The sequence below is a fragment of the Chryseobacterium sp. MEBOG07 genome (assembly GCF_021869745.1).
Lineage (GTDB): Bacteria > Bacteroidota > Bacteroidia > Flavobacteriales > Weeksellaceae > Chryseobacterium > Chryseobacterium viscerum.
Map to the genome: position 1 here is coordinate 2342243 of NZ_CP084579.1, position 26233 is coordinate 2368475.

A 26233-nucleotide genomic window follows, 5' to 3' on the forward strand; every position below is an offset into this window, starting at 1 on the left:
TGCATTTATTTTTTATTGTTTTAAAAATAAGTGCTTTCTATAACTTTAACCCTAAAAACAGAAGTTATGCACCTAAATCACAAAATTTTCGGTACAGCCATTATTGTACTATCTACTATGATGATCAACGCACAAAGTTCTACAGCCAAGCTGCCTGGAGATCCTACTTTGCCATCTTCCAAAGCTAATATTGAGAAACTTATTTCTTATGATAAAGGAAACTTTACCTACAAAGTTGAAGATTACTTTGCAAGACCCAAAGCTTCAGGATTTAAAATCTCTCCTGACGGGAAATACCTTTCCTATAAAGAAAAAGATCAGGACAAAAAAAATCATGTCTATGTAAAAGACTTAAGTACGGGAAAAGCTACCAAAGCTATCGTAGAAAAAGACGATTTGATCAAAGGCTACGGCTGGCTGAATAAAAAACGTCTTTTTTATACTCAGGATAAAGGAGGAAACGAAAATATTCACTTGTATGCTACAGATATTGATGGAGGAAACCAAAAGGATTTGACACCCTTTGAGGGAGTTAAAGTAGGTTCTATTATTCCTGTAAAAGATACTGACTTCGTTGTGGTTACCATGAATAAGAACAATAAGCAGATTTTTGAACCTTTTAAAATCAACTATATTACTGGAGAAACTACTCAGTTATATGAAAATAAGGATGTAAACAGTCCTATTGACGATTATATTTTGATAAAGACGGAAATCTGAGAGGATACAGTGTTCTGGAAAACGGATTGACAACAAAAACATATTATAAAGATCTGCAAACAGGGAAATTCAACCTGATTAAATCTGCGGACTGGTCTGATACCTTTGGAATTATCAGCTTTAATGACAATTCTAAAAATAAAGATGAAGCATATGTAGTGACCAATCTGGATAGTGATAAAGCAAGAATCGTCCTGTATGATCTAAAGAAAAATGCAGTGATCAAAGAGGTTTATTCCAATCCTGTATATGATGTGAGTTCTATAAGTGCTGCCGGTAAAAATAGAAATTATGAACTGGATTATATCAGCTATGAAGGAACAAAAGGAGAGACTGTTCCGGTAAGTAAATTTTATAAGGAAATTGATGCCCAATTAAAATCTCAATTTGGGGGCAAAGAGTTCGGTATCGCTTCTTCAGATGATAACAATGATAAGCTTTTAGTTGTTGTGGGAAGTGATAAGCTTTATGGAACCTATTATGAATATGATACAAAAACGAAACAGACCAAACTTCTTTACAACCTGATGCCTCAGCTGAAGGAAGAAGATATGGCTGAAATGAGACCTATCGAATTCAAAAGCAGAGACGGAGTTACTATTCACGGATATATTACACTGCCTAAAGCAGCATTGGACGGCAAAAAAGTTCCAATGATTGTGAATCCTCACGGCGGTCCTCAGGGGATCAGAGACAGCTGGGGATTCAACCCTGAAGCCCAATTATTTGCAAGTCGTGGATATGCTACCCTTCAAGTCAATTTCAGGATTTCCGGAGGCTATGGTAAATCATTCCAGAAATCAGGTTATAAACAAATTGGAAGAAAGGCAATGGATGATGTGGAAGATGGAGTAAAATATGCAATCAGCCAGGGATGGGTAGATAAAGATAAAGTAGCCATCTATGGAGGAAGTCATGGTGGGTATGCCACATTAATGGGACTGATTAAAACTCCGGATTTATATACTTGTGGAGTAGATTATGTTGGAGTTTCTAATATTTTCACTTTCTTTTCTTCCTTCCCAGAATACTGGAAGCCTTATAAAGAAATGGTAAAACAAATCTGGTACGATCTTGATAATCCTGAAGAAGCAAAAATTGCTAAAGAAGTTTCCCCGGTGTTCCAGATAGACAAAATCAAGAAACCATTATTTGTGGTACAGGGAGCGAATGACCCAAGGGTGAATATCAATGAGTCTGATCAGATTGTAAAAGCTATGCGTGCTAAAGGTTTTGAAGTTCCTTATATGGTAAAATATGATGAAGGACACGGATTTGGAAAAGAACCAAACAGAATAGAACTTTACAAGTCGATGTTAGGATTCTTTGCAGAAAACTTTAACAAATAAACTATTAATTAAATAATGTTTGAACGGAGGACTAAGGTCTTCCGTTTTTTTTGTCATTGTGGATGTTGGAAAAAGTCATTGCGAACCGAAGGTGAAGCAATCTCAATATTGTTTTTACATTGATGATTGGAAAATGCAAGGACGCAAAGCTTTTATAATCATTATGCATAATGGTGAGACGCAAGAATATTTCAACTTCGCTCAATATGAGATTTTTCAGCAAGCGATCTATTATTATTATTATTATTATTATTATTATTCTCGCAGATCATGCAGATTACGCAGATCTTTTTCATAATCATCTGCCTCGTTTGCAAAATCAGCAAGAGGATTTAAAAATATGCAGTGTTCAATTTTATCAGAGATAAAATCTTTGCGTCTTAAAAGCACCGGCCTCATAAAATCTTTAGCGCCTTTGAGTTTTCAAACCAAAAAAAGAATATTATTTTATAATTCATACCCCTAGCCCTGATAGCAGCGGTTACCCCGCAACAAGAGTGGGAGCAAGAAGGTTTGAGGGTGGGGGGAGAGCGCTGTGTGAGGAGTATGAGCGGATAGCGGGAACAAGCTTCTGAAAAACAGGAAAATATTTTCATGAAATAAAGGCCGATGGATAAAAGAAAAATTGATTTGTAAGAAAAATATTTTAAATTTATTAAAGTAAAACCAAAAGGATAGCCGTCATAACAATATGGAGGTTGTCGAAAAAATAACAATGCCACAGAAGGAGAAAGAAAGCATCATCTCACAGACCGTTTCCAACTACGGAGGAAAGCTGATGTCTTATATTCGTCCCAAAGTGAAAAACACGGAGGATGCGGAAGATATTCTACAAGAGGTGTGGTATCAGTTCAGTAGCCTTACGAATATTTCTGAAATCGTAAACGTTGGAGGCTGGCTATACAGGGTGACGGCAAATAAAATCACAGACCGTTACCGTAAAAAGAAAACAGAAAATCTTGAAGATTTCGTATATGAGGATGAAGACGGCAGTTTTTCTATCAAGGATATTCTTTTGATGGATGATAGCGCCGGCCCTGAAGTGAAGATGTTTCAGGATGAGATATGGAAAAAACTGTTTGAAGCACTTGATGAACTTCCCGAAAAACAAAGGCTGGTCTACGTAGAAAATGAATTGAACGACAAAACCCTCCAGGAGATCGCCGATGAACAGGGAGAAAACATCAAGACCATCATCAGTAGAAAAAACTATGCTGTGAAGCACTTGAGAAACCGATTGAGAAAGTTATACGAAGATTTAAAAAGTTAGAAAAAGAAATTATGAATTATAGACACAAGAAGGGTTGGATTTTTTTATTGTTATGTCCACCAGTAATCTTAGCTGCTGTTACATGGATTGTAATGCTGCTTTGGAATTGCCTTCTTCCGGAAATTTTAGGAGTAAAAACGATTACATTCTGGCAGGCAATGGGAATACTGATCCTTAGCAAAATTCTTTTCGGAGGCTTCCATTTCGGTAAAGGAATGAAAGATTTCAAGGAAAGAAAAATGAGAGAAAAAATGGCAAGCTGGTCCCCTGAGGAAAGAGAAAAATTCAAAGAAGTTTGGAGAAATAAGTGCTCAGGAGGATTCTTCAACAGAAACAACGAATAATTTAAAAACTTTAAAGAAGTAGTAAAGTAAAATTAAAATTCATTCGTCTTTATAAAAAACAAGAAGTAGTAAAATTTAAAATTTTGAAAAAATGAAAAATTCAGCATTAAAAGGAGCTCTAGGAGCACTAGCCGTTGTGGGTGTAGCATTAATTGCTAAAAAAGCAGTACAAAGAAAAAGATTTATCAAAGGTATTTTTGATGAATATGGAATCAAAGAAAAATCGCCTTTCGGACTGGCAGATAAGATCAGAGAAATGAATGAGGAAGACTATCAGGAACTGAAAGGGAAATTCAAAAAAGAATTCCATTCAAGATGCTGCAAAAAGGATAATACCTGCGAAGCATAAGAAGTAAAAAACTAAATTGAAATTGTTGAACTCCGGCTCGGGAAGCTTTGCTTCCCGAGCCGGAGTTTTTATTTAAAAGAATTACGCAGATAATACAGGTGGTTGCACATTATAGATCTGCAACATCAGCTTAATCTGCGAGAGAATTATTTTCAACACAAAGTTGAGATTCTTCGCTTTGCTCAGAATGACAGAAGCCATATTAAAATGTTCATTAGTAGAGTGAAATTTTATCGAAGATAAAATACTTGCGCCTTAAAAATATAGTTTATAAATTACTTTGCGCCTTTGCGTTTCCCAACCCTATTTTCCAACTCCAGCTTATGAATTATTGAGATGGGTTCACCTTCGGTTCCCAATGACTTCTGGTCTGTTTTATTAGCTGAAATTTTGTAGTAAATATCAAACGCAAAGAAAAATAAATCCTTATTTTTGTATTGCTCAATGAAAGATTACTACTATTTTCTCGGTATATCCCAGGATGCTTCGGAAGAAGACGTCAAAAAAGCCTATCGAAAGTTGTCTTTAAAATATCATCCTGATAAAAATGACAATGATGATTTCTTTGCTGACCGTTTCCGGGAAATTCAGGAGGCTTACGAGACATTGAGTGATCCGTCCAAAAGACGTACCTACGACCAGAATTTAGAAAGTCATCAGCGAAGTTTCAGATATAATATTCCGCCTGCAATCAAAACTTTTACAGCGAATAAAATTCATGCAAAAAAAGGAGAGGAGATTATTGTCAACTGGCAGACGAGCAATGCTGATGTAGTGAAAGTATTGCCTTTCGGATTAGAAAAGCCGTATGGAGAAAGGATCTTTAAGATCACAGAATTTAAAGATGGAAAATTCCAGCTTTTGCTTCATGCAACAAATTCTCTTTTGCACAAAACAGTTGTTCAGGGAATTACCATTACAGAGGTTTTTGAAAACGATTCTGAGAAGTTCAAAAGCACTGTAGAAGAAATGTTGAAACCACAACCCAAAACGGTAATGAACAGGTATGGACAGCCTAAAATAATGATGCTGATTTGGGGGGTTATTATAATAGCAGCTGCTATATATATGCTAATCAGAAGCTTCGGTTAGCCTAAGCTATTTTCTTTCTTCCTGGGCATTTTTTGCATCTTTTCCCTTTTTTGAACTTTTTGCAGCAAGATTTCTTTTCACAGAACATCTCTTCGTTTTTGAATGAGTAAGGAGCCAAAGGCGCTACTTTAAATGGTACAATCATATTCATGTTGCAAATATATTAATTTAGAATAAATATAATTAATAAAATTTCATAAAATTCATAAGCCCTGATGGATAACATCGGGAACCCGCTTTCACAAGGGAAAAACAAATCTGGATTCTTTAGCAGATTGCATTTTAATTTCTCCAAAAATTGAAGTTAAGTTTAGGTTTTAAGTAAATAAAAGCGAATTTGATAGAAAGAGAAGATCACTAACAGTTTGCAGAGTTATTAAATTAATACACAACTATTTTATTGGAATTAAATTGACGTTTTTTTTGCATATTATGCATGGAATAGGGGTGATCTTTATTTAAACTAATGTTAACCTTACCAGAAGTTTATTAAAAATAGAGTAGGTCGAATGGCTTCATTGTTTTTGTGAATTATCACTCATGGAATCCTCTTGTACAATCGTTCAAAAAAATGTAATTTTACGAATCTTTTTACAAACAAAATCTAATAAATAAAAATGAATACAGAACAGTTTGTGAGCCGTCACATTTCTCTTAATGAAGCCGATAAACAGGCGATGTTGGAAAAACTTGGCGTTTCTAGTATTGAAGAGTTAATTTCTCAGACCATTCCATCATCTATCCGTTTAGAGAAAGATCTTGAGATCTCGGAACCGCTTTCTGAATACGAAATGTTGAACCACTCAAAAGAATTGGCATCAAAAAATACAGATTATACTAGTTATATCGGTTTTGGATACCACAACACCCTTTTGCCTTCAGCAATCCAAAGAAATATTTTTGAAAACCCTAGCTGGTATACGGCTTATACTCCGTATCAGGCAGAAATTGCACAGGGAAGACTGGAAGCTCTTCTTAATTTCCAGACTGTAGTGTGTGATCTTACAGGTTTTGCATTAGCCAATGCATCTTTGCTGGATGAATCTACTGCTGCTGCTGAGGCGATGCACATGTTCTTCAACAACAGAACGAAAGACCAGAAAAAAGCAGGAGCTAATAAGTTCTTCATTTCTGATCTTGTTCTTCCTCAAACAGTTTCTGTATTAAAGACAAAAGCTGAAGGATTAGAAATCGAAATCGTAGTAGGAGATCATAAAACACATCAGTTTGATGGTTCTTATTACGGAGTTTTACTACAATATCCTGGTAAAAACGGAATCGTTTTAGATTATACAGAAGATATCGTAGACTATAAAAAACTAGACCTTCAGGTAGCAGTTGCTTGTGATCCGATGGCTTTGGTGAAATTGAAGTCTCCGGCAGAAATGGGAGCGGACTGTGCAGTGGGAACTACACAGAGATTTGGTATTCCTTTAGGATATGGAGGTCCTCACGCTGCATTCTTCGCTTGTAGAGAAGATTATAAAAGAGATATTCCGGGAAGAATCATCGGGGTTTCTCAGGATATGTACGGAAAACGTGCATTAAGAATGGCTCTACAGACAAGAGAGCAGCACATCAAAAGAGAAAGAGCAACTTCAAATATCTGTACAGCACAGGTTCTTTTGGCAGTAATGGCTGGAATGTATGCTGTTTACCACGGTCCAAGAGGATTAAACTATATCGCAGATCAGATTCACTTTAAAGCAAACGCTTTGAAGAATGGTCTTAAAGCACTAGGATATCAGACCGTAGAAGAACCTATCTTCGATACGGTGAAAATGACAATGTCTGAAGACGAGAAAGCAAGATTAATAAGATTGATGCAGGATCACAGACTTAACCTTAACTATTTCACAGAAGGGGTAGTAAGTATTGCGATCAACGAAAGTACAACATTAGAGAAATTAAACTATCTGATGGCTTCTTTCGCTCAGTTTAAAGACAAGCAGACTTTCAAATTAGAAATAAAAGAAGGATACAGTATTCCTGAAGAAAACTTAAGAAAAGACGAAATTCTTACAGAATCAGTTTTCAACAAATACCATACGGAAACAGAATTGATGCGTTACATCAAGCGTCTTGAGAGAAAAGATTTATCATTGACGCATTCTATGATTTCTTTGGGATCTTGTACGATGAAACTGAACGCAGCAACTCAGATGTTACCGCTTTCATGGGAGAATTGGGGAGCTGTTCACCCATTTGTACCAGTTAACCAGGCTGAAGGGTATCAGGAAATGATTCGTGAACTGGAGAAAGATTTAGCAGAAATTACAGGTTTTGCAGGAACTTCTCTTCAACCTAACTCTGGAGCTCAGGGAGAATATGCAGGATTAATGGTTATCAGAGAATATCACATTTCAAGAGGAGACCACCACAGAAATGTAGTATTGATCCCTCAGTCTGCACACGGAACAAACCCAGCTTCTGCTGCTATGGCAGGAATGAAAATCGTTGTTGTGAAAAACCTTGAAAACGGTGAAATCGACTTCGAAGATCTTAAAGCTAAAACAGAACTTCATTCAGCAAACTTATCAGCTGTAATGATTACATATCCGTCTACTTACGGATTCTTTGATGCTAACATTAAAGAAATTACCAACCTTATCCACGAGCACGGAGGACAGGTATATATGGATGGTGCAAACATGAACGCTCAGGTAGGATTTACAAGTCCAGGAAACATCGGAGCTGACGTTTGCCACCTTAACCTTCACAAAACTTTCGCAATTCCTCACGGAGGGGGAGGTCCTGGAGTAGGTCCTATCTGTGTTGCTAAACACTTGGTTCCTTTCCTTCCTTCTAATGCGAATATCAGAATCGGATCTAAAGAAGCGATTGAAGGTATTTCTGCTGCACCTTACGGTTCAGGATTGATCCTTAATATTTCTTATTCTTACATCAAGATGCTGGGAACTGAAGGTTTGAAAAAAGCTACAGGACATGCTATCATGAATGCGAACTACCTGAAAGAAATTTTAGCAGAACACTTCCCAATCTTATATTCAAATGAGAATGGAAGAGTAGCTCACGAATGTATCGTAGACTTCCGTCAGTTCAAATCTTTAGGAATTGAAGTGGCAGATGTGGCGAAAAGATTGATGGACTATGGTTTCCATGCTCCTACCGTTTCTTTCCCGGTTGCAGGTACATTGATGATTGAGCCTACAGAATCTGAAAGCAAGTCTGAAATCGACCGTTTTGCAGAAGCATTGATCTCTATCAAAAAAGAAATTGATGAAATTGCCAACGGAGAAGCAGATGCAGCGAACAACGTATTGAAAAATGCTCCTCACACAGAACAATTGGTGATCTCAGATTCTTGGGATAAACCATACAGCAGAGAAAAGGCAGCTTATCCGCTAGAGTGGGTAAGAGACCACAAATTCTTCGCTACTGTAGCAAGAGTAGATGAAGCTTATGGAGACAGAAACTTAGTTTGTACTTGTGAGCCAATTGAAGCTTATATGTAATCTTAGTTTTAGATATAACAAATCCCTTTCAGTAATGAGAGGGATTTTTGTTTGTTATAATTATTGCGAGCAAAGCCAAGCAGCCTCAAAGTCTGAAGTATTTTTATATTTTTGCGTATAATTAAACTAATAACCAAATAATTACTGGATGAAAAAATCGATCATCTTGGCTTTTTCCCTGACATGTGTCATGGGATTTTCACAAACGGGTTTACCTCAGAATATTGTTATAGATGGAACTTTCGGGATTTCTGATCCTGTAGATATGGTGTCACGGGATCTCAATAATGACAACAAAAAAGATATTCTGGTAAAAACATACTATACAAAACTTTTCTGGATCAAGAATAAAGGAAACGGATTTGAACATCCTGAACTTATTTATGAATCTCCCATTGAAAATATTAAAAATTTTGAAAGTGCAGACTTTGATGGGGACGGAAAAGCAGATGTTATCTTTAGTACCGCAAAAGGTTTGTTTTTGATGAAGGGAACAGGAAGTGGTGGAGCTGCAACCTTCACTCAACCCATTCAATTGTCTGATCAGAATATTCCGCTTTTCAGAATTGGTGATATAGATGGAGATGGTGATCAAGATATCTATATACATCAGCCAATTTCGGGAACATGGTTGAAGAATAATGGTAACGGAACATTTACATCTGGAAATCTTATTTTTTACTCTCTTCAGAAGCCGGATTCTGTTATTTTAAAAGATTTGGACAATGATAACAAGCCGGATCTTCTGGTTAGAATTAATGAATCAAGGATGTTACGCTGGTATAAAAATGACGGAAGCGGTAATTTCACTTTAAAGCAGACAATTGACGATTTTGCCCTGGGTGAGTTTTTTGATCTTGGAGATGTAGACGGAGACGGGGATTTAGATATCATCCATTTATTCGAAAACGGAAATGTCAAGCAGTTTAAATGGTATAATAATACAAATGGTTTAGGAACTTTTTCTACGTCCAACTTAATATCGAATGTACCGTATAATCCGTATTCTGTACAAAATGTGAAAAGATACGGAGTGAAAATGTTTGACCTTGACGGAGATGGTAAACAGGATCTGGTATTCTGTGTTTATTGGGACAATAAGCTTTCCTGGAAAAAAAATCTGGGGAACGGAGTTTTTGGTCCTGAACAGATTATTTCTCAGAATGCCATAAGAGTTTCCAAGTTTGATGCTGCTGATTACAACAATGATTCAAAAATCGACTTAATCTCAGTTTCTGGAGGTGACAGTAAGGTGGCGTGGTATGAAGGAGTAAATGGTACTGGAAGCTTTTCTGCCGAAAAGATTCTTACAACAGATGTTTCGTCGCTTAGCTCGGTAGAGACGGGAGATGTTGATGGAGACGGAGATACGGATATTGTAGCAGTATCAGGAAGTAAAATTTCATGGTTTAAAAATACAGATGGTCATGCAGATTTTTCAGATCAGCAGAAAATAATAAGAAATAACCTTCAGCTTGCTTCTGACATGTCGCTGGCGGATGTTGACAGTGATGGTGATAAAGATATTATCTTCAAAAAGCAATTTGATACAAGTCCTACTACATCCAAATATCTGTGGCTTGAAAATAATGGAACGGGGAATTTTAATGTTGAGCATACAATAGTTGATGTGGGGAATAACTTGGGGCATCTTAGTACTGTAGGTGATTTTAACGGGGATGGTAAGAAGGATTTTGCTTACATAGGAAACGCTACCAAACTGACTGTTTTACTGAATACAGGAAATGGGAATTTTGGAACTCCTACTGAGTTTTTGGATACTCTGACCAGCTTTATATCTTCATGTAAAAATGCTGATATGGATGGAGACGGGGATTTGGATCTTGTTATGGCCTTTTCTGATGGTAAAATCATTTGGTATGAAAATGTAAACGGGCTGGGGAGTTTTACGGTAAAGCATACTGTCGCAAGTTCTTTATTTGGAGACATCAGGCTTCATATAGCAGATCTTGACGGTGACGGAGATAATGATATTTCTTATGTCAATGATAACGGAAATAAAATAAGCTGGTTTGAGAATGTAGATGGACAGGGGAATTTTGGACAGGAAAAAATAGTTGGACCGGGAACTGTAACCGGACCATATGCAATCGCGGCAATTGATATTGACGGCGATGGACGTAAGGATATTGTTACCAACTCTAAAACTCAACCAAAATTAAGATGGTATAAAAATAACGGAAATGGTATTTTTGATAACGTTCCTCAGTTAATTACCAATAATGTAGGGCTCGCTACCTCTCTATTAAGTACTGACTTAAATGGAGACGGAAACCCGGAATTAGTAGTTGGATCAAAATACTTGACAGGTTATAAAGAAGATATGATCTCGTGGTTTGAAACAGGACCTGCTTTCCAAAATAAAATAAATGGAAAAGTACGCTATGATATTGATAACAATGGTTGTGATACCAATGATACTTCTGCTTCGATGATGATGGTTTCTACGCAAAGTCCTACGCATAAGTATTCCACTTTTACCAATGGAAACGGTGAATATTCTCTTATGGCAAAGCAAGGGCAATACATGACTTTTGTAGATGCACAATTGCCTAATTATACGATAAATCCTCAAAATCATTCCTATAATTTTGTATCGACAGGTGTTACAGATATTGCTGATTTCTGTATTGCGCCGAATCAGGTATATAAAGATCTCGAAATGAGTATCTATCCGATTCTTGCAGCAAGACCAGGATTTGAGACAAAGTACAGGATGGTAATTGCCAATAAAGGGACTCAGAAGGTAAGTGGAGATATTGTATTCAATTATAACGGAACAAAGATGAGTTTCCTTCAGGCTTCTTCTCCGTTAGTTTCACAAAACAATGGTAGTATAACCTTTAATTATCAGGATTTATCACCATTTCAAACAAAAACCATTGAATTGAAATTCAACGTTCTTCCTATCCCGGTTAATAATATTGGAGAAAAATTGAACATTAATGGAGTAGCCAATGTTGCTGGTGATGTAACGCCTTCAAATAATGAATTTACTTTAAATCAGAATATCGTAGGATCTTTTGATCCAAATGATATTACAGTCTTGGAAGGTTCTCAGGTTCTTTTACAGGATGCAGATGAATACCTACACTACATAATCCGTTTCCAGAATACAGGAAATCATTTCGCAGAAAAAGTGAAGATTCATAATGTTTTGGATAGTAAACTGGATGGTTCTACTTTAGTTCTCGAAGCTTTCAGTCATTCTAATGAAGCGAAAATTACCAATGAGAATGATATTGAATTTAATTTTAATGCGATCTATCTTCCGGGATCAAATGATGAAGCAAACTCACATGGTTTTATCGCGTATAAAGTGAAGCCTAAGGCTAATGTACAAATGAATGATATCATCAATAACGTGGCGGATATTTATTTTGATTACAATCCTGCAATTATTACGAATACGGTTTCTACAAAAATTATTGATGTGGTTTTAGGAACAAATGAAAAGTTGACAAACACAATAAAGATTTACCCCAATCCTACTACCGGAATTATTAATCTGAATACTAAGTCAGTTCCTGAAAAAGTAGAAGTACATAATGTTTTGGGACAGGTGGTAAGGACGTTCCGGAATGTTAACAGAATAGATATTTCAGATCTGGCAGCTGGAATTTATCTGTTAAAAATAGCTTCAAAAAATGAAAGTTCTGTTACAGTTAAGATAATAAAGAAATAAACCCAAATTAAAACACCGCCCATATGGAGCGGTGTTTTTTGTTCATTTAAATACCATTTTTCCAATAATTATTGGCAGCAGCAATCGTTGCAAATTCTGTAGCAACGGTTTGCCCGATAGCAATCAGCATTGAGGCATCATCCGCATATACAGGACGTAGTTTTTCACGAACTGCAGCATCGGGTTGTGTTACTTTAATGATTAATCTGGCCAATTTTACGGCTAATTGTCGTCCTTCTTCAGGAGTTTTTGTTAATAGAGAATTGTTCGGTACTAATTGGATGGGTTCACTCATTGTATTACTTTTTTTAATTTTGATGTTTCTATCTAAATATAATTTTATTCTGTAACACAAATATAGAAGTCATCATTTCCAATATAAGTATCAAAAGTCACTGATCAATAGTTTTATTTTTCTATTATTTTGTGTTAATTTTTTATCCAGTTCAATCTTTTTCATCAACCTTGAAATGACTTCTCTCGTAGTACCCAAATCATCGGCAATGCTTTGATGTGATATGGCAAGTTCATGGGTGTCGGAAATTTTTGCTTTTGTTTTCAGATAATCCCAAAGTCTGTCTTCAAGTTTGTAACAAATAATCTGCTTGGTGGTATGCAGTAAGTCATTGTAGTGTTTCTGAAATTCAGCAATAATGAGGTTGTTGAAAGACGGAAACCGGATCAGCCATTCTTTCGCTTTATCAATAGGGATAAGCAGTATAGTCGATTTTCCTTCCGGAATGGCTGAAAAATCAATAGGATGTTGATTAAACAGATGCACAAAACTGAATATACAGGAAGATCCTGGCTGAATATAATACAGTAAAAACTGAATGCCGTCTTCTTCACTATATGCTTTTACACTACCTTCTAAAACAATAGGCAGATAGCGGATCAACTGTCCTTGTTTTACAATAAAATCATTGCTGGAAAATATTTTAATGATTCCGAATTTTTCAATTTCTGCTATCAGCTCTTTTCCAAAATCGGGTAGGCATTTTTCAAGAATATCTGTATGGGGCATAAATCAGAATGTCTTTATCATATTGAAGGCATCCGATATCAAAATTATATTATATTCTATTAAAAATAAGAAACCTGTTCTAATATTTTTTTTGCTAGTTTCTTCTTTAAACAAAATCACCTCTCAATTTTGAGAGGTGCCTTAGTATTTAAATTCTGGTTTGTTATCTTCTTTTAAAGCTATAGGCAACCAAAATGGCTACCCCCATAGTAACGCAGGTAATAATTGAAATGGTTTCAATTGAAATTCCACTTTTCATCTGTGTGTTTTCTTTTTCACATGAAAAAAAGAATAATACTGTCATGAGTAGACAGACCGAGAGTAATTTTTTATTCATAAATGCATTTGTTTGGTTATGAAAGTTTTACAGCAAAAAGTATACCGAATTTGTAGACTATAAAGTATAGAAATTCAATTTATTTCTTCACTTTTCCTTCATCCCAATAATAGCTGTCCGGATAGATTCTCGCTCCAAAAACAGCAGTCCCCACACGTACAATCGTGGCTCCTTCTTCAATAGCTGTTTCCAGGTCTCCGCTCATTCCCATGGAAAGTTCTTTCATTTGCACATTGGGAATATTTTCCTGCATAATGTCCTGCTGAATATTTTTCAGAATTTTAAAGCACGATCTTACTTTCTCGGTTTCTGCACTGAATAAGCCGATCGTCATCAAGCCTTTTATTTTCAAAGTAGAGAATCCGGCAACTTTTCGGGTCAATTCAATCGCTTCACTGGGATCAACTCCGAACTTGCTTTCTTCATTTGAGGTATTCACCTGAATCAGGACATCAATCGTTTTGTTTTCGACCAAAAGCCTTTGGTGGAGTTTTTCCGCCAATTCCAGCCGATCTAGAGATTGAACGCAGATAACATCATATTTCAGGATATCTTTAATTTTATTGGTCTGAAGATGTCCTATAAAGTGGTTTTCATGAGGGGTATTCTTTAAGTCATCATATTTCTCCTTCAACTCCTGTACTTTATTTTCAGCAATTAAGGTCTGTGAGTGTTCCAAAGCGATTTTGATTCGCTCTGCAGAAACTGTTTTGGTGGCCAGTAATAGCTTCACTTCGTCAATATTCCTTCCGGATTTTTCACAGGCACTTCTTATCCGGTCATTGATGACGGCGAGATTGTGGAGAATATCTTCTTTCATGATGATATTGTTTCTTTTGCTTCCAGTTTTTTGATTAAAGCAGCTTTAACGGCCGTTAGAGCATGGTCCTTTGCTTCGGCAAAAGAAATAGAATACTTTCTTTCAACCGTTCTCATATCTTCGGGAAATTGACCTAGTAATTGATCATAGAAAGTATCCAGAATCTCAGCAGAAGGCATTTCGTAATTGATCTTTAGCTGGAAGCGTCTTAATAGGGCAGTATCAATAATTTCAGGATGATTGGTGGCACAGATTAAAAGTGAATTTTCAGGATAATAATCAATCAATTGAATCAAAGTATTAACGAGTCTTCTCATTTCGCCCACATCCTTATCATCACTTCCTCTAGCTTTCCCGATCTGATCCAGTTCATCAAGAAAAAGTACAGATCTTTCTCTGGCAGCTTTATCAAAGATCATTTTAATATTCTGGGAGGTTTCGCCAATACGTGATGAAACGATATTACTCAGATTCAGGATAATAATATTCTTCCCTAAAGCATTGGCTATCGCCTTTGCTGTCATTGTTTTTCCGCATCCTGAACTTCCCTGAAGCAGAATTTTATTATTAACCGGAAGGCCGTACTCCTGCAGTTCTTTAACATAAGTGTTTTCCTTGATAAGCTGTACAAGATGTTCCTTGTTGTTTTTATCGAGAAATACTTCGTTAAGGGTTACCTCTTCTTTATCTTGAATAATAAGATTATACAGGTTCATAATGACAATTAAATGATTATTGAATAAACAAAGATAAAACTTTATTAAGTGCTGAAAGAAATCCTGAATAATAATAAACCGCTAGGCCAGAAGTAGGGTGTTGATAAATTAAAGATAATGAATTATGAATATAATATATAAACTTTCATATTCAATAGAACGACTTGAAAATAGTCACAAACACCTGTAGAAATCTGGGATTAAAAAGAGATGAGGTTCTCAGGTATGAAACAAAAATAAAGCCGGACTTGCGAACGGCTTTATTCATTTGGATATAAAAATTTGTTGTGAAACTAAGATCTTTTTGCTTATGTTTTTGGGCCCTTTTACCCAATGAGTAAAAGAGCAATCTGATCTCTCAGACTAAAAACATAAAACAATATAATTAGTATAGATATTCTATAGGCTTGTTTTATTTAGAATTAGTTTCTTTCTCTTCTTACTGTCATAAGATATGAAGCGATTACTACTAGACCTGTTGCGATTCCGATATAAGTTATCATTTTGTATTATTTTTAATTATTTGACTTTATTTTATCAATCTTTCAATTGCAATATTACTACTTTCAAATCACGTGCCAAAGTAAAACATTATGATGTTTATCAGTGTATTACGGGGGTTGTTGCTCTTTTATTGATGAAATTTTGTTTACATTAAATTAATACATTATTGAAAATTTATTAATACTTTTATTATTCTATCTGTAAAATTTTGTGAAAACGTTAATCGTTTATCGACTTCTATATTGGACTTGATAAAATAAATAATAAATAATGCGTAGCATAATATCCTTATGAATCACATTTCTTGAATGTATATTATTCACCTGAAAATGATTTTCATGTTAAGAAAATTTATTTTTAGCCCTCGTTTTTATTTTGGATTTTTTGTCAGTTGTCACATTTCATGACATGGAGAAATATTGTTTTTTATGCCATAACTGAAAAATAAACTTACCTATTGGCCTATTTTTCTGATCACACAACTCTTTCAAAAAATGGATATAACTAAAAATAAGACACTTAAATCATTAAAGTGCCTGTGAGAAGTATTGCTGGATTGCTGAAGTTTTGAGAACGCTGGATTTTTATAGAATAAGAAAGAGTAGACCAGCACTTGCTATATTTGGAGTAAAGAGAGAATCATATCTCTTCCCTTTTTGGAATTACCGGAAGGCTTTTGCTACTTTTGTACAAAGAATAAATTTATGGGACGCAGTTATATTTTTCTTGCGCTGGCAATTGTATTTGAAATAATCGCTACTTCTTTCCTGAAAAAATCCGAGGAATTTTCCAAGTTGTGGCCGTCTGTGATAACCGTAATCGGGTATGCGTGCGCTTTTTATTTTCTGAGCCTTACCCTTCGCCAGATCCCGGTAGGAATTACCTATGCGATCTGGTCCGGAGTCGGCATTGTCTTTATAACGATGATTGGGGTAATAGCATTCAAACAGATTCCTGATCTGCCTGCAATTATCGGGATTGTTCTGATTGTCCTTGGCGTGATTATTATTAATGTATTTTCAAAAATGGGGACTCATTAAAAAATAATCTCCTGATGTTTTTGCTTCTGTTTCCAATGTTGAGATCTTGTTTTGTATAAAAAAAACTTTCCCAGCTTATATTTGAACTTTAAATAGCCGCGGAACTCAATGCCGCCAAATAATGTAAACGGAATTGCAGGGTTTTCCTCTAATGATTTCTTTATTCCTTTACTAAATACAGTAGGACCTGTAGTAGCATGTATATTATGGGGGTAGCGGTGACTGTTTATATTATCAATCATCAGTTCTAATGTTTTCTTTAGAAAAGGATGATTTTTATTGAAAATAAGTGCCCATTGAACATACAGATTTTCGTGTCTTTCTACACTGATCACAGCTTCATCATTTTCCTTAACCAATTCTCTGAACGGTTTTATAATGCTGCTATCGATATCTAGATATACACCTCCTTTCTTATATAAAACAGCATATCTGAAAAAATCAGCTTTTGAAGCACCGATTCTCAGTTTACGATAAGTTTCAATATATTCAGGAGGAAATTCTTCTGTGAGAAATTTTTCTATGTCCTGATCATCATAAAAGTAATACTTGTATTCCGGATTTTTTCTTTTCATATTCCAGATATGATAACGCGTAATCAGAGGAAGTTTTTTAGTTATAAAAGTCTGAAATATCTGTTTAGGTACTGCCATATTCAATTTTATTCAATTCTTAAAGGAAAATCCCGAAATCATTTTAATAAACCATTCGCATAAGTGGTAATAAGATTTTTCATAAATGAGAATACTCTTAATTTGTGTTTTCTGAGGTTTTGATTGTATTTTGGATGAATGGTTAAATCCCAATAGATAGAAATTTTAATTTTTTTTAATATTTTTTTCAGACCCTGATAATGAGCTAGAAAACTTTAACATTGAACTACCGATTGATCTTATTTTACTCTTCGTCTTTCAAAAGGATTATAAGAAATTCCGACATTGAAATAGAATGAAGGCTTATAAGTCCCTTTCCATATATAATCATTAAAGGAGTCCTGTTTATTAAATGCCCTGGAATTGATATTTGCTCTGAGTCCTGTTTTAAAAGTTCCTATGAAATTTCCGCCCAGATTATGCTCATAAATCGCTCCTGAGTTGAGAGCAACCTGCCGGAATTCGTAAGTACTATTATTCCGGTACGTATAAAAGGAGGTATTGTCCATTTCTGTTCCCAGCGAAATTCTTCCGTTGGAGAAAACATCTTTTCTGACCAATACTTTTTTCGGAAGCAGAATGTCAAGAACCCATCCGTTATTGAATCTGTTTTCTAAAGTGAAAATAGGCAGGACGGGAATTTGGCTGCTGGGATCAATAATACCAGCAAGTCCGAGGGATATTTTTGTTTTTGGAGTTGCTTTTAAAATTAAAGAAGCGGTTACCAATCCTCTTATCCGTTCAAAATGCTGATCACTTCCATCTACAGAAATATTGGCCGAGTATATTGCCGTCTTTTTGAATAGCCTTGAAAAATAGACTAGATTAATAGCTTCCGAATGATAATGGAAATTTTCCTCCGTTTCAGTTCCTGGGATTACAGGATTTTCATTACTGATCGAAGTGTAACGATAGTTCAGGGCAGTGCTCAAAAGCCAGTTCTTCTTCTTGATAAAGTAAATATTAGCATCCGCTTTCATCTGTTGGAAGCTTTTTACCTTATTGTCCGGCAGATCCTGTCCGTGAAGTTGTGACGAGAATGAAGAAGGGGTAACCAATGTATACTCAATATTAAAATTCCTTGCCTGTGGGATTTTATCAGCATAAAAAGCGCGGACCTTCAAAGGAATACTGTCTTTTTTTGAGCATATATCATACTTTTAAAAGGGAGCAGCGCCAGTGGGATAAGCGCTCTTCTTAATGTTTTCATGGGCAGTTTATTGTAAGGGGTGAATGATCGATTGGAAAAAATTGAATGAAAAAATTTTGTCATAGAAAATATCCAGACTGTTTTCAATGATGGCATCAGTATATCCGGAGGTATCCTGAACATAGGTTTCTTCTACGAACACAAACCAGAGTTCTGAGAGATCATATCTTCTTTTAAATTCTTCAGAAGCATTACTATCAGGTACAGCAGAGTATTTCAGATCACAAAACAGGATTCCTTTTTTACCCTCCTGATGTTCCACAATATTGATAGGATGGTGGAAGTAGCTGAGGATTTTTATTTTTGAATCAAAACATTCTACAAAATGATGTAAATCAATGAGCTGTATTACTTTTTCTTCCTGTTGGGATTCTGTCATAAAGAAACATTCTACTGATATTTCCTGGGTCAATTCGTGAAAAGCGGTCAATTCCATATGCATTCATTTAACAGTGCAAAGGAATATAGAAAAGAAGCGCCCGAATTTGTTTTTATACAAAATGGCAGGTATTTTATACAAAACCCTGACCGCAAATAATTCGTATAATAAAATGCAGGTTTTGTATAATAAAATAGTTGTAAATTACGTTATTCTCTATTTTTGTTAATGATAAAATGAGTCTAGAATATGAAATATAGCCCTTGGAAATTTGAAGAAACCTTTGTAATGGATTTTTTGGTGGAGGGGAGGTATAGATTTCAAAGACATCTGCTGTTTCTGATCTTTTTTTTCCTTTTGATGTACAGTGCAAGGTTCTGGCATTGGTACTCGGGAATCTACCAATATTATGTTCTGTTTTTTGTATATACTATTTTGATTACAATGGTTTACATTAATATATATGTATTGGTTCCCCGATTTTTCTTTAAAACAAAATATGTCACCTATCTTGTTTTACTTGTTTTGATGGGAGTATTGGGACTCAATTTTATAGGGTATAGTTTTAGATTATTCTTCGAAGAATTCAGAATAAAAAATATTCTTAAAGAAAATGAAAAAGGGGGAATCTATGAAGGTGTTCTGATGTGTATTCCGATTATCATGACCACGACTACGGTAAAGCTTTTGCAGAAATGGATCAGTGATAATAAAAGGATCAATGAACTGAGCAATCTCACCCTGAATATGGAACTGAATGAGCTCAGAAATCAGATCAACCCGCATTTTCTGTTTAATATGCTGAATAATGTAAAAGCACTCATCAGAACAGATCCGGCAAAAGCATCGGTGGTCATTGTAAAACTTTCTGAATTTCTAAGATATCAGCTATACGAAAACAGTGAAGAAAAAACGTTACTAACTTCAGAAATTGATTTTCTGTCCAACTTTTTAAACCTTGAAAAAATAAGACGTGACAATTTCTCTTTTGATATCCGTACAGATGCTGATAAAAGAACATTAAACAGTACCTTCATTCCTCCAAACCTATTTACTACTTTCGTTGAAAACGCTGTTAAGCACAGTGTAGATCTCAGTGGAGAAGAGTCTTATGTGAAAATAGACATCAATATCGAGGATAAACAGCTTTATTTTAGATGTGTCAATTCAAGGAGTGCCGGCTATATTGTTTCGGACAAAAAAAATAGCGGGCTTGGACTCGCCAATATCACAAGAAGACTGGAACTCCTTTATGGCGACACTTTTAACCTGCAGATAGAATCAGGAGATAAAGAATATAGTGTAAAATTAAAAATTCCCGTGTGATGAACTGTATTATAGTTGATGATGAACCTCTGGCAAGATCTGAAATGAGATCGCTGATTGCCGAAATTTCCAGTATTGATATCCTTGGTGAATTTTCCAATGCACCGGCTGCCCTTGAGTTTCTTAAAGATAATGATGTAGACCTTATTTTCCTCGATATAGAAATGCCCATGGTAACAGGCCTTGAGTTTGTAGAAATGCTTCCCAAAAAATCGCTGATCGTCTTTACGACAGCTTATTCTCAATATGCATTGAAGAGTTATGAACTGGAAGCTGTAGATTATCTTCTGAAACCCATTGATCCCCAAAGATTGGAAAAAGCGATTGATAAAGCACTGCTTTACACTGAGCTTTTGTCTAAAGATACGGTGAAGAATACGGTAGAATCTAATACGGCAGACTTTTTATTCATCAAAGCAGAGCGAAGATTTTATAAAATCAGTTTTTCAGACATTAAGTTTATAGAAGGTCTTAAAGACTATGTAGTCATTCATACTCAGCAGCAGAAACTGATCACTGCGATGAATCTGAAAACCATTCATCAGAAAATTTCCGGTGAAACCTTTATAAGAGTCAGTAAATCATACGTTGTGAACATGAATTATATTGATTCATTTGACAATCATAATATCTACATCGAAGACTTTGAAATTCCCCTTGGTGAAGTATACAGAGCTGATTTTTTTACAAAATTTGCGGGTGGACTGCTTAATTCAGACTAATATATGAGTAATGAGTAATCAGCAATGAGTAATATAATACTCAAGGTCAAAAAAAAATAGACATCATTATCTGTGAAAATCTGTGTAATCAATAGGGGAAAAATGTATTCAATAGAAACAGGCTTCAGCCCGTTTAAATAAATCAAATCCTAGCCAAAACTTGAAATATTATCATTTATTTTAATAAAGCTTCTGATCCTTTTCACAAAAGAAACTTCTCCTTTTTCCGACTCCCGTTTGTTTTTTGATAAGTTTCTGCCCACATATCGGACAAACGGATTTGGTATGAACCAGCCAGTGCTTTTTCAAAACAGATTCTCTTTTCCATTTCAGAAAATCAAAACTGTAATTTCTGGCTTCGGCGATAAGTTCTTTTCTTTTTTTAGCAGGAAGATTACCCAACAGACTTTCTGGCTGAACTCCAATTCTGAAAAGAACTTCATTTTTAATAATATTTCCGACTCCCGAAAAAATATCCTGATTCATCAATGCATCACAGACCATCATTTTCGGATTGGATTTTAATTTCTCTTCAGCTTTTTTAGAATTCCACTGATCACTCATTATATCAGCTTCCCAATCAATGGTGGAAAGATATTCAAGAGGTACGGATTTTACAGAACAGGTGTAGAAATAGATGCTTCCGGTAGAGAAAAATAATGCTAAACGCAGACTTTTATCCGGTTTGGTCTGCTCATTAATACTGTAAGAGCCAAACATTAATAAATGGATACGAATGGCTGATTTTTCAAAAATAAGGTAAGTCTGTTTTCCAAAAGTCCGGATTTCAAGGAGAAATTGGCCAATGAACACCTCTTTTTCGAATTTGGCATTTCCTGAAACTTCTGTCACTTGCTGACCTGCAAATGGCTGCAGGCTTTCTTTCATTAATATGATGGATGGACCTTCAGGCATACGTTTATTTTGAGATAAAGATTCAAATAATATTCCAGAATTGGATAAAATATAAAGTTTTATCCCAAAATAAACCTATTCACAATAGAGTCAGACGAGCTTTTGTCCCACAAACCGGATCACAGAACCCGTCCCATTATGGAATAGCCCTTCATTGAGTTCTATCTCTGTTTCTGATAATTCAATAATTTTATAATCAGGAAAATCAGCTTTGATCTCATCAATGGAGAATAATGATTCAATATCCTTGGGTCCGCCTACCTTTTCATTTCTTGCAATATATTCAAGATGACTTTTACTGAATGCTTCAAAAATGATAACTCCTCCTTTACGCAAGTATTGATTCAGCATTTGATGGATTGAAGACTTAATGTCTGCAGGAAAATGAGCGTAGATCAGAGCAATAGCATCAAATTGCTCTGGCTGATAATTCAGGGTAGAAAGTTCCCCAACCTTGTAATCAATGGTAGTTTGCAATTGTTCGGCAAGCTGTAATGCTTTACTCTGTCCATTTGAGCTGATATCAAAAGCTGAAACCTGCCATCCTTGTGTTGCTGCAAAAACAGCGTTTCGACCTTCACCTTCTGCTGGGAAGAGTATTTTGCCGGGTTTTAATAGAGCCAGCTGCTCTTTCAGATAATTATTCGGATCTGTTCCATACGCAAACTCTTCGTTGCTGTATCTATCATCCCATCTGTTGAGCCATGTGTTGTCTGTCATGATAAAAAGAATTTAAAATTTAAAAGAAGAAATGTGAATATTATTCCGCTTATTAGTTGTATCAAATGTAGAATATTTCCTGAAGCTTTCCGATCCCTAAAAAACGTTTACTATAATAGATTTTTTGAATGGCAGATCTCTCTAATAAAAATCTAAATACTATTCCATACAATTAAAATTTGGAGTAATTTTGAAAAATGATGAATTTAAACCAGATTTTCACCAATCAACGTACAGGAAACAATCCACAGACTAGGGCTTCAAGAACTGATTTTCAAAGAGATTTTGACCGAATTATTTTCTCCTCTGCTTTCAGAAGATTACAGAACAAAACCCAGGTTTTTCCTCTTCCCGGAAGTGTTTTTGTACACAACAGACTTACTCATTCCCTGGAAGTTTCATCTGTAGGAAGAAGTTTAGGAAGTATTATCGGTGAATTTATTGCTGAAGATTTTAAAAGTGAACTTACTGAAGATTCAAAGAATTTTTATCTCTATAATTTAGGAAATGTAATTGCGGCTGGGTGCTTATGTCATGATGTGGGAAATCCTGCTTTCGGGCATTCGGGAGAAGATGCTATTGCAAGCTATTTTGAAAGAAATGAAAAAGATCTGAAGTCAAAGTTCAATGAAAAGGAGTGGGCAGATCTGGTGAATTTTGAAGGAAATGCCAATGCGATCAGAGTGCTGGCACAGCAGCAGCAAGGAAAAGATGCGGGAGGTATTCAGCTTACTTTTTCAACGCTGGCAAGTATTGCAAAATATCCATGTGAGGCAGTAGCCAAGAAAAAAGGAATCATTCACAGAAAGAAATTCGGGTTTTTCCAGAATGAAAAAGATATTTTCCTTGAAATTGCCAAAGGAACCCAGCTTATTTCTGAAAGTGAAGAACCTCATATTTTCAAGAGACATCCGTTTGTGTGGTTAGTAGAAGCTGCAGATGACATCTGTTATAATATCATTGACATGGAAGATGCCCACCGATTGGGTATTGTTTCAACAGCAGATTGTAAAAATCTATTTTTCGAACTGGTAAAATCTGAAACAGATGATGTTAAAAGAATCGAAACAAAGCTAAGTTCTATTTCTAACGAAAATGAACAGATTTCTTATTTAAGAGCGAAAGTAATCAATGCATTAATCAATAAATCTATTGAGATGTATAAACATAACTTTGAAACGATTCTTGAAGGAAATCTTGACAACGGTCTGCTTGATATCTATAAAAACGAAAATAAAGCATTACAAGATATTGCCAGTTTTTCGGTGGAAAAAATTTACAATCATAAAGCGGTTGTGGAAATTGAAAATGCAGGGTATAATGTAATGTATGAATTGCTGGATCATTTCATCCCATCCATCCTAAAACCGGAAGATGAAAGAAAATCGTATGATAAGAAAGCCTTGAAGCTGCTTCCAAAACAATTTATTTATAATGACGGGACCGATTATCAGAAAGTCCTTGGAGTTGTTGATTTTGTTTCGGGAATGACGGATAATTATGCTACCGATTTATATAGAAAAATTAAAGGAATAGACATCGGAATGACTGTTTAAGCAGGTTCTTAAACTGATGGTAAGCTGAGAGAATACTTTTGGATATATAATGGCAGTTTGTATGAGAATTTTATTTTTTTGTTTTTTTTTAGGAGCTTTTTTAAGTGGGCAAACAATAACCGGTAAAGTACTATCCCAAAACGACAGCCGTCCTGTTCCTTATGCAAAAATTGGTATCGGGAGCGAAGAGAACGGTACTGTTGCTGATGAAAATGGTAATTATACACTTGATTTAAACGGTGTAAATAAAGAAGTGAACTTAATGGTAGACGTTGGCGGGTTTGATAAATTTGCAGTACCCATTCACATTTTCTTACAAAATGATGTCCACAATATTTTTCTAAAAGAAAAAGTGAAATATATTCCGGAAGTTATTATTACTCCTAAACGATTTAAAGATAAGCATTGGGGAGTAGATTCTAAATCGAAGAAAATCTTGTTTGCAACATATCCGGAAAGAAAAAAGGAAAAAGAAGAGCAGTCTCGTGAACTGGCAATTAAGTTTTCAAACAGAAAAAAGGTAAAGATTCAAAAAATAAACCTTAATGTCGCTGATTTTGACACAGATGTACCCGTTCAATTAAGAATTAATGTATATGACGAGAAAAATGGTGTACCTAATCAATCTATCTTGTATAAGGATGTTACGACAGTTGTGACAAAGGATTCTATTATAGATAACACATTTACATTTGATGTTAGCGATCAGGATATTTATGCAGATCATGATTTTTTTGTCAGTATACAATTTATGAATTTTTTTAAAGGACACATTTTCCTTAGCGGATCACTGCTTAAAACTGTATTTAAACGGAAATATTATGGTAGTTGGGAAAAATCATCAATCGCTTCTCCTGCTATTAATATTGATGTAAAAGTTCAAAAATAAAAAGGAATAGACATCGGAATAACGATGTAAATTCTATTTATTATAATAATTCAGAAGCCTCTTCGATTAATGACAGCATTAAAGTGGAGGCTTTTTTATGCTTTAAAATAGGGGCAATCTGACCTGCCCAAAAGAAAACAAAATCATTCTTTTGCTGTTCCAAAGCTGCTTTTCTCAGCGCTCCCATGAAATGAGTCTGCAAAGGAAAGGGTAGAGTTTTGTCCGTTGCGGTCAATATATCTCTAGTAATTTTTGAGGTAATTCCACGTCCCAATCTTCCAGTATAAGCTCTGGTAAGGGATGTAGATTTTGCAGCGTCAGAAAATAAAAACTCTTTGTGAATCGGTAAAGCTCCGGATTCCTCAGTGGCCAGAAAAGCAGTTCCAATTTGTACAGCTTCCGCTCCCAGTTGAAAAGCTCCGGCAATTCCACGGCCGTTAGCAATACCTCCGGCAGCCACGACAGGTATTTTTACTTTATCTTTAATCAATTGAATCAGAACAAAAGTTCCCGTTGTAGAAAGTTCAGACTGATCCAGAAATGAAGGACGGTGTCCGCCACTTTCAAAACCGGAAGCTATAATCACATCTACTCCTGTTTTTTCCAGAGCAACAGCTTCATCCAGTGTTGTAGCATTTCCGAATACAACAGTTCCCTGGCGGTGAAGGTCTTCGATGATATTTTCGTTTAGCAATCCAAACATAAAGCTGAATACTTTAGGCTTAATATCAAAAATGACTTCCAGCTGATTCTGAAACCTCGATTCAAAAGAGGGTGGAGGTGCCGGAATATCCGTATTTAAAAGATCAAAGTAAGGTTTGAAAATCTCAACAGCCTTTTGGTATTGCTTTTTTGTATGTTCTTCATCAATAATATCATGATCATTTACCCAGAGATTGAGGTTGTAAGGCTTATACGTTTTCGACTGTATTTCTCTGTGAATATCATAAATTTCCTGTGGCGACAAAGTATAAGCTCCAAATCCTCCCAAGCCACCAAGATTGCTCACCGTTGTTGTCAGTTCAACAGTGGACAGCCCTCCGCCAAAAGGACCTTGCAGAATAGGGTATTCAATTCCTAATAACTCTGTAACTCTATTTTTATTCCACATGATTT

At 35.4% G+C, this 26233-nt stretch carries 21 protein-coding genes and 1 pseudogene; 12 read left to right on the forward strand and 10 right to left on the reverse strand.

The features are described 5' to 3' along the window. Nucleotides 1-66 precede the first annotated feature (66 nt). The 7 genes and pseudogenes from LF886_RS10765 to LF886_RS10795 all read left to right on the forward strand — a co-directional run bounded on the left by LF886_RS10765 (nt 67) and on the right by LF886_RS10795 (nt 12306). Nucleotides 67-2069, forward strand: a pseudogene (locus tag LF886_RS10765) (prolyl oligopeptidase family serine peptidase). 715 nt (nt 2070-2784) lie between these two features. Continuing rightward, entirely contained in the window at nt 2785-3339 is a 555-nt protein-coding gene (locus tag LF886_RS10770) for an RNA polymerase sigma factor (protein ID WP_223601627.1), read from the forward strand. Between the two features lie 11 nt (nt 3340-3350). Continuing rightward, the gene (locus LF886_RS10775; RefSeq protein ID WP_109738488.1) at nt 3351-3683 is read left to right on the forward strand and encodes a hypothetical protein; all 333 of its coding nucleotides are present in this window, start codon (nt 3351-3353) and stop codon (nt 3681-3683) included. A gap of 91 nt (nt 3684-3774) precedes the next feature. After that, nucleotides 3775-4032, forward strand: a complete 258-nt coding sequence (locus tag LF886_RS10780; RefSeq protein WP_103233807.1) for a hypothetical protein — start codon at nt 3775-3777, stop codon at nt 4030-4032. 444 nt (nt 4033-4476) lie between these two features. Beyond that, on the forward strand, nt 4477-5124 hold the full coding sequence (locus tag LF886_RS10785; protein ID WP_236854096.1) for a J domain-containing protein: 648 nt from the start codon (nt 4477-4479) through the stop codon (nt 5122-5124). Between the two features lie 617 nt (nt 5125-5741). Continuing rightward, nucleotides 5742-8600: an aminomethyl-transferring glycine dehydrogenase gene (gcvP, locus tag LF886_RS10790; RefSeq protein WP_236854097.1), complete on the forward strand. Its 2859-nt coding sequence runs from the start codon at nt 5742-5744 to the stop codon at nt 8598-8600. A 148-nt stretch (nt 8601-8748) separates the two neighbouring features. After that, a complete protein-coding gene (locus tag LF886_RS10795; RefSeq protein WP_236854098.1) occupies nt 8749-12306 on the forward strand; it encodes a T9SS type A sorting domain-containing protein in 3558 nt (1185 codons plus the stop codon). Nucleotides 12307-12352: 46 nt separating this feature from the next. Here LF886_RS10795 and LF886_RS10800 read toward each other — a convergent pair whose 3' ends face one another. The 4 genes from LF886_RS10800 to LF886_RS10815 all read right to left on the reverse strand — a co-directional run bounded on the left by LF886_RS10800 (nt 12353) and on the right by LF886_RS10815 (nt 15203). After that, nucleotides 12353-12601: a hexameric tyrosine-coordinated heme protein gene (locus LF886_RS10800; RefSeq protein ID WP_236854099.1), complete on the reverse strand. Its 249-nt coding sequence runs from the start codon at nt 12599-12601 to the stop codon at nt 12353-12355. A gap of 90 nt (nt 12602-12691) precedes the next feature. Next, entirely contained in the window at nt 12692-13330 is a 639-nt protein-coding gene (locus LF886_RS10805) for a Crp/Fnr family transcriptional regulator (RefSeq protein ID WP_236854100.1), read from the reverse strand. A gap of 416 nt (nt 13331-13746) precedes the next feature. Beyond that, complete coding sequence (locus tag LF886_RS10810) at nt 13747-14487, reverse strand: YggS family pyridoxal phosphate-dependent enzyme (RefSeq protein ID WP_236854101.1); 741 nt, start codon at nt 14485-14487, stop codon at nt 13747-13749. After that, on the reverse strand, nt 14484-15203 hold the full coding sequence (locus tag LF886_RS10815) for an AAA family ATPase (protein WP_236854102.1): 720 nt from the start codon (nt 15201-15203) through the stop codon (nt 14484-14486). The genes LF886_RS10810 and LF886_RS10815 overlap by 4 nt, the downstream gene beginning before the upstream one ends. Before the next feature lie 1208 nt (nt 15204-16411). On the opposite strand from LF886_RS10815, the gene LF886_RS10820 reads away from it, so the two are divergent. Next, a complete protein-coding gene (locus LF886_RS10820; RefSeq protein WP_103235629.1) occupies nt 16412-16747 on the forward strand; it encodes a DMT family transporter in 336 nt (111 codons plus the stop codon). Here the strand turns inward: LF886_RS10820 and LF886_RS10825 are convergent. The 3 genes from LF886_RS10825 to LF886_RS10835 form a co-directional block, all read right to left on the reverse strand. Continuing rightward, nucleotides 16744-17400: a glycosyltransferase family 32 protein gene (locus tag LF886_RS10825; RefSeq protein WP_236854103.1), complete on the reverse strand. Its 657-nt coding sequence runs from the start codon at nt 17398-17400 to the stop codon at nt 16744-16746. The genes LF886_RS10820 and LF886_RS10825 overlap by 4 nt on opposite strands. Before the next feature lie 239 nt (nt 17401-17639). Beyond that, nucleotides 17640-18524 (reverse strand): hypothetical protein, encoded by an 885-nt coding sequence (locus tag LF886_RS10830; protein ID WP_236854104.1) that lies wholly within the window; start codon nt 18522-18524, stop codon nt 17640-17642. A gap of 93 nt (nt 18525-18617) precedes the next feature. Beyond that, nucleotides 18618-19046 carry a hypothetical protein gene (locus LF886_RS10835; RefSeq protein ID WP_236854105.1) on the reverse strand — a complete coding sequence of 143 codons (429 nt, stop codon included), beginning with the start codon at nt 19044-19046 and terminating at the stop codon, nt 18618-18620. Nucleotides 19047-19238: 192 nt separating this feature from the next. Between LF886_RS10835 and LF886_RS10840 the strand changes: the two genes are divergently transcribed. Together LF886_RS10840 and LF886_RS10845 are read left to right on the forward strand one after the other, a co-directional pair. Further along, nucleotides 19239-20315: a sensor histidine kinase gene (locus tag LF886_RS10840; RefSeq protein ID WP_236854106.1), complete on the forward strand. Its 1077-nt coding sequence runs from the start codon at nt 19239-19241 to the stop codon at nt 20313-20315. Further along, nucleotides 20315-21037 carry a LytR/AlgR family response regulator transcription factor gene (locus LF886_RS10845; RefSeq protein WP_236854107.1) on the forward strand — a complete coding sequence of 241 codons (723 nt, stop codon included), beginning with the start codon at nt 20315-20317 and terminating at the stop codon, nt 21035-21037. The genes LF886_RS10840 and LF886_RS10845 overlap by 1 nt, the downstream gene beginning before the upstream one ends. A 180-nt stretch (nt 21038-21217) precedes the next feature. Here the strand turns inward: LF886_RS10845 and LF886_RS10850 are convergent, their stop codons facing one another. Together LF886_RS10850 and LF886_RS10855 are read right to left on the reverse strand one after the other, a co-directional pair. Continuing rightward, nucleotides 21218-21952 (reverse strand): DNA-formamidopyrimidine glycosylase family protein, encoded by a 735-nt coding sequence (locus tag LF886_RS10850; RefSeq protein ID WP_236854108.1) that lies wholly within the window; start codon nt 21950-21952, stop codon nt 21218-21220. A 90-nt stretch (nt 21953-22042) separates the two neighbouring features. Further along, nucleotides 22043-22672, reverse strand: coding sequence for a class I SAM-dependent methyltransferase (locus LF886_RS10855; RefSeq protein ID WP_236854109.1), 630 nt, complete (start codon nt 22670-22672; stop codon nt 22043-22045). A 200-nt stretch (nt 22673-22872) separates the two neighbouring features. Between LF886_RS10855 and LF886_RS10860 the strand changes: the two genes are divergently transcribed. Together LF886_RS10860 and LF886_RS10865 are read left to right on the forward strand one after the other, a co-directional pair. Then, nucleotides 22873-24228: a deoxyguanosinetriphosphate triphosphohydrolase gene (locus LF886_RS10860; protein WP_236854306.1), complete on the forward strand. Its 1356-nt coding sequence runs from the start codon at nt 22873-22875 to the stop codon at nt 24226-24228. 61 nt (nt 24229-24289) lie between these two features. Continuing rightward, the gene (locus tag LF886_RS10865) at nt 24290-25117 is read left to right on the forward strand and encodes a carboxypeptidase-like regulatory domain-containing protein (RefSeq protein ID WP_236854110.1); all 828 of its coding nucleotides are present in this window, start codon (nt 24290-24292) and stop codon (nt 25115-25117) included. 40 nt (nt 25118-25157) lie between these two features. Here LF886_RS10865 and LF886_RS10870 read toward each other — a convergent pair whose 3' ends face one another. Continuing rightward, nucleotides 25158-26228 carry an NAD(P)H-dependent flavin oxidoreductase gene (locus tag LF886_RS10870; protein ID WP_236854111.1) on the reverse strand — a complete coding sequence of 357 codons (1071 nt, stop codon included), beginning with the start codon at nt 26226-26228 and terminating at the stop codon, nt 25158-25160. Nucleotides 26229-26233 lie beyond the last annotated feature (5 nt).

Excerpts from the sequence above, each read along its gene's own strand:
- LF886_RS10785 (WP_236854096.1), top strand. The coding sequence starts at position 4,477 with ATGAAAGATTACTACTATTTTCTCGGTATATCCCAGGATGCTTCGGAA.
- LF886_RS10860 (WP_236854306.1), top strand. The coding sequence starts at position 22,873 with ATGAATTTAAACCAGATTTTCACCAATCAACGTACAGGAAACAATCCA.
- LF886_RS10775 (WP_109738488.1), top strand. The coding sequence starts at position 3,351 with ATGAATTATAGACACAAGAAGGGTTGGATTTTTTTATTGTTATGTCCA.
- LF886_RS10855 (WP_236854109.1), bottom strand. The coding sequence starts at position 22,672 with ATGACAGACAACACATGGCTCAACAGATGGGATGATAGATACAGCAAC.
- LF886_RS10780 (WP_103233807.1), top strand. The coding sequence starts at position 3,775 with ATGAAAAATTCAGCATTAAAAGGAGCTCTAGGAGCACTAGCCGTTGTG.
- LF886_RS10850 (WP_236854108.1), bottom strand. The coding sequence starts at position 21,952 with ATGCCTGAAGGTCCATCCATCATATTAATGAAAGAAAGCCTGCAGCCA.
- LF886_RS10825 (WP_236854103.1), bottom strand. The coding sequence starts at position 17,400 with ATGGCAGTACCTAAACAGATATTTCAGACTTTTATAACTAAAAAACTT.
- LF886_RS10820 (WP_103235629.1), top strand. The coding sequence starts at position 16,412 with ATGGGACGCAGTTATATTTTTCTTGCGCTGGCAATTGTATTTGAAATA.
- LF886_RS10800 (WP_236854099.1), bottom strand. The coding sequence starts at position 12,601 with ATGAGTGAACCCATCCAATTAGTACCGAACAATTCTCTATTAACAAAA.
- LF886_RS10835 (WP_236854105.1), bottom strand. The coding sequence starts at position 19,046 with ATGGAATTGACCGCTTTTCACGAATTGACCCAGGAAATATCAGTAGAA.
- LF886_RS10870 (WP_236854111.1), bottom strand. The coding sequence starts at position 26,228 with ATGTGGAATAAAAATAGAGTTACAGAGTTATTAGGAATTGAATACCCT.
- LF886_RS10805 (WP_236854100.1), bottom strand. The coding sequence starts at position 13,330 with ATGCCCCATACAGATATTCTTGAAAAATGCCTACCCGATTTTGGAAAA.
- LF886_RS10815 (WP_236854102.1), bottom strand. The coding sequence starts at position 15,203 with ATGAACCTGTATAATCTTATTATTCAAGATAAAGAAGAGGTAACCCTT.
- LF886_RS10840 (WP_236854106.1), top strand. The coding sequence starts at position 19,239 with ATGAAATATAGCCCTTGGAAATTTGAAGAAACCTTTGTAATGGATTTT.
- LF886_RS10810 (WP_236854101.1), bottom strand. The coding sequence starts at position 14,487 with ATGAAAGAAGATATTCTCCACAATCTCGCCGTCATCAATGACCGGATA.
- LF886_RS10845 (WP_236854107.1), top strand. The coding sequence starts at position 20,315 with ATGAACTGTATTATAGTTGATGATGAACCTCTGGCAAGATCTGAAATG.
- gcvP (WP_236854097.1), top strand. The coding sequence starts at position 5,742 with ATGAATACAGAACAGTTTGTGAGCCGTCACATTTCTCTTAATGAAGCC.
- LF886_RS10770 (WP_223601627.1), top strand. The coding sequence starts at position 2,785 with ATGCCACAGAAGGAGAAAGAAAGCATCATCTCACAGACCGTTTCCAAC.
- LF886_RS10865 (WP_236854110.1), top strand. The coding sequence starts at position 24,290 with ATGAGAATTTTATTTTTTTGTTTTTTTTTAGGAGCTTTTTTAAGTGGG.
- LF886_RS10795 (WP_236854098.1), top strand. The coding sequence starts at position 8,749 with ATGAAAAAATCGATCATCTTGGCTTTTTCCCTGACATGTGTCATGGGA.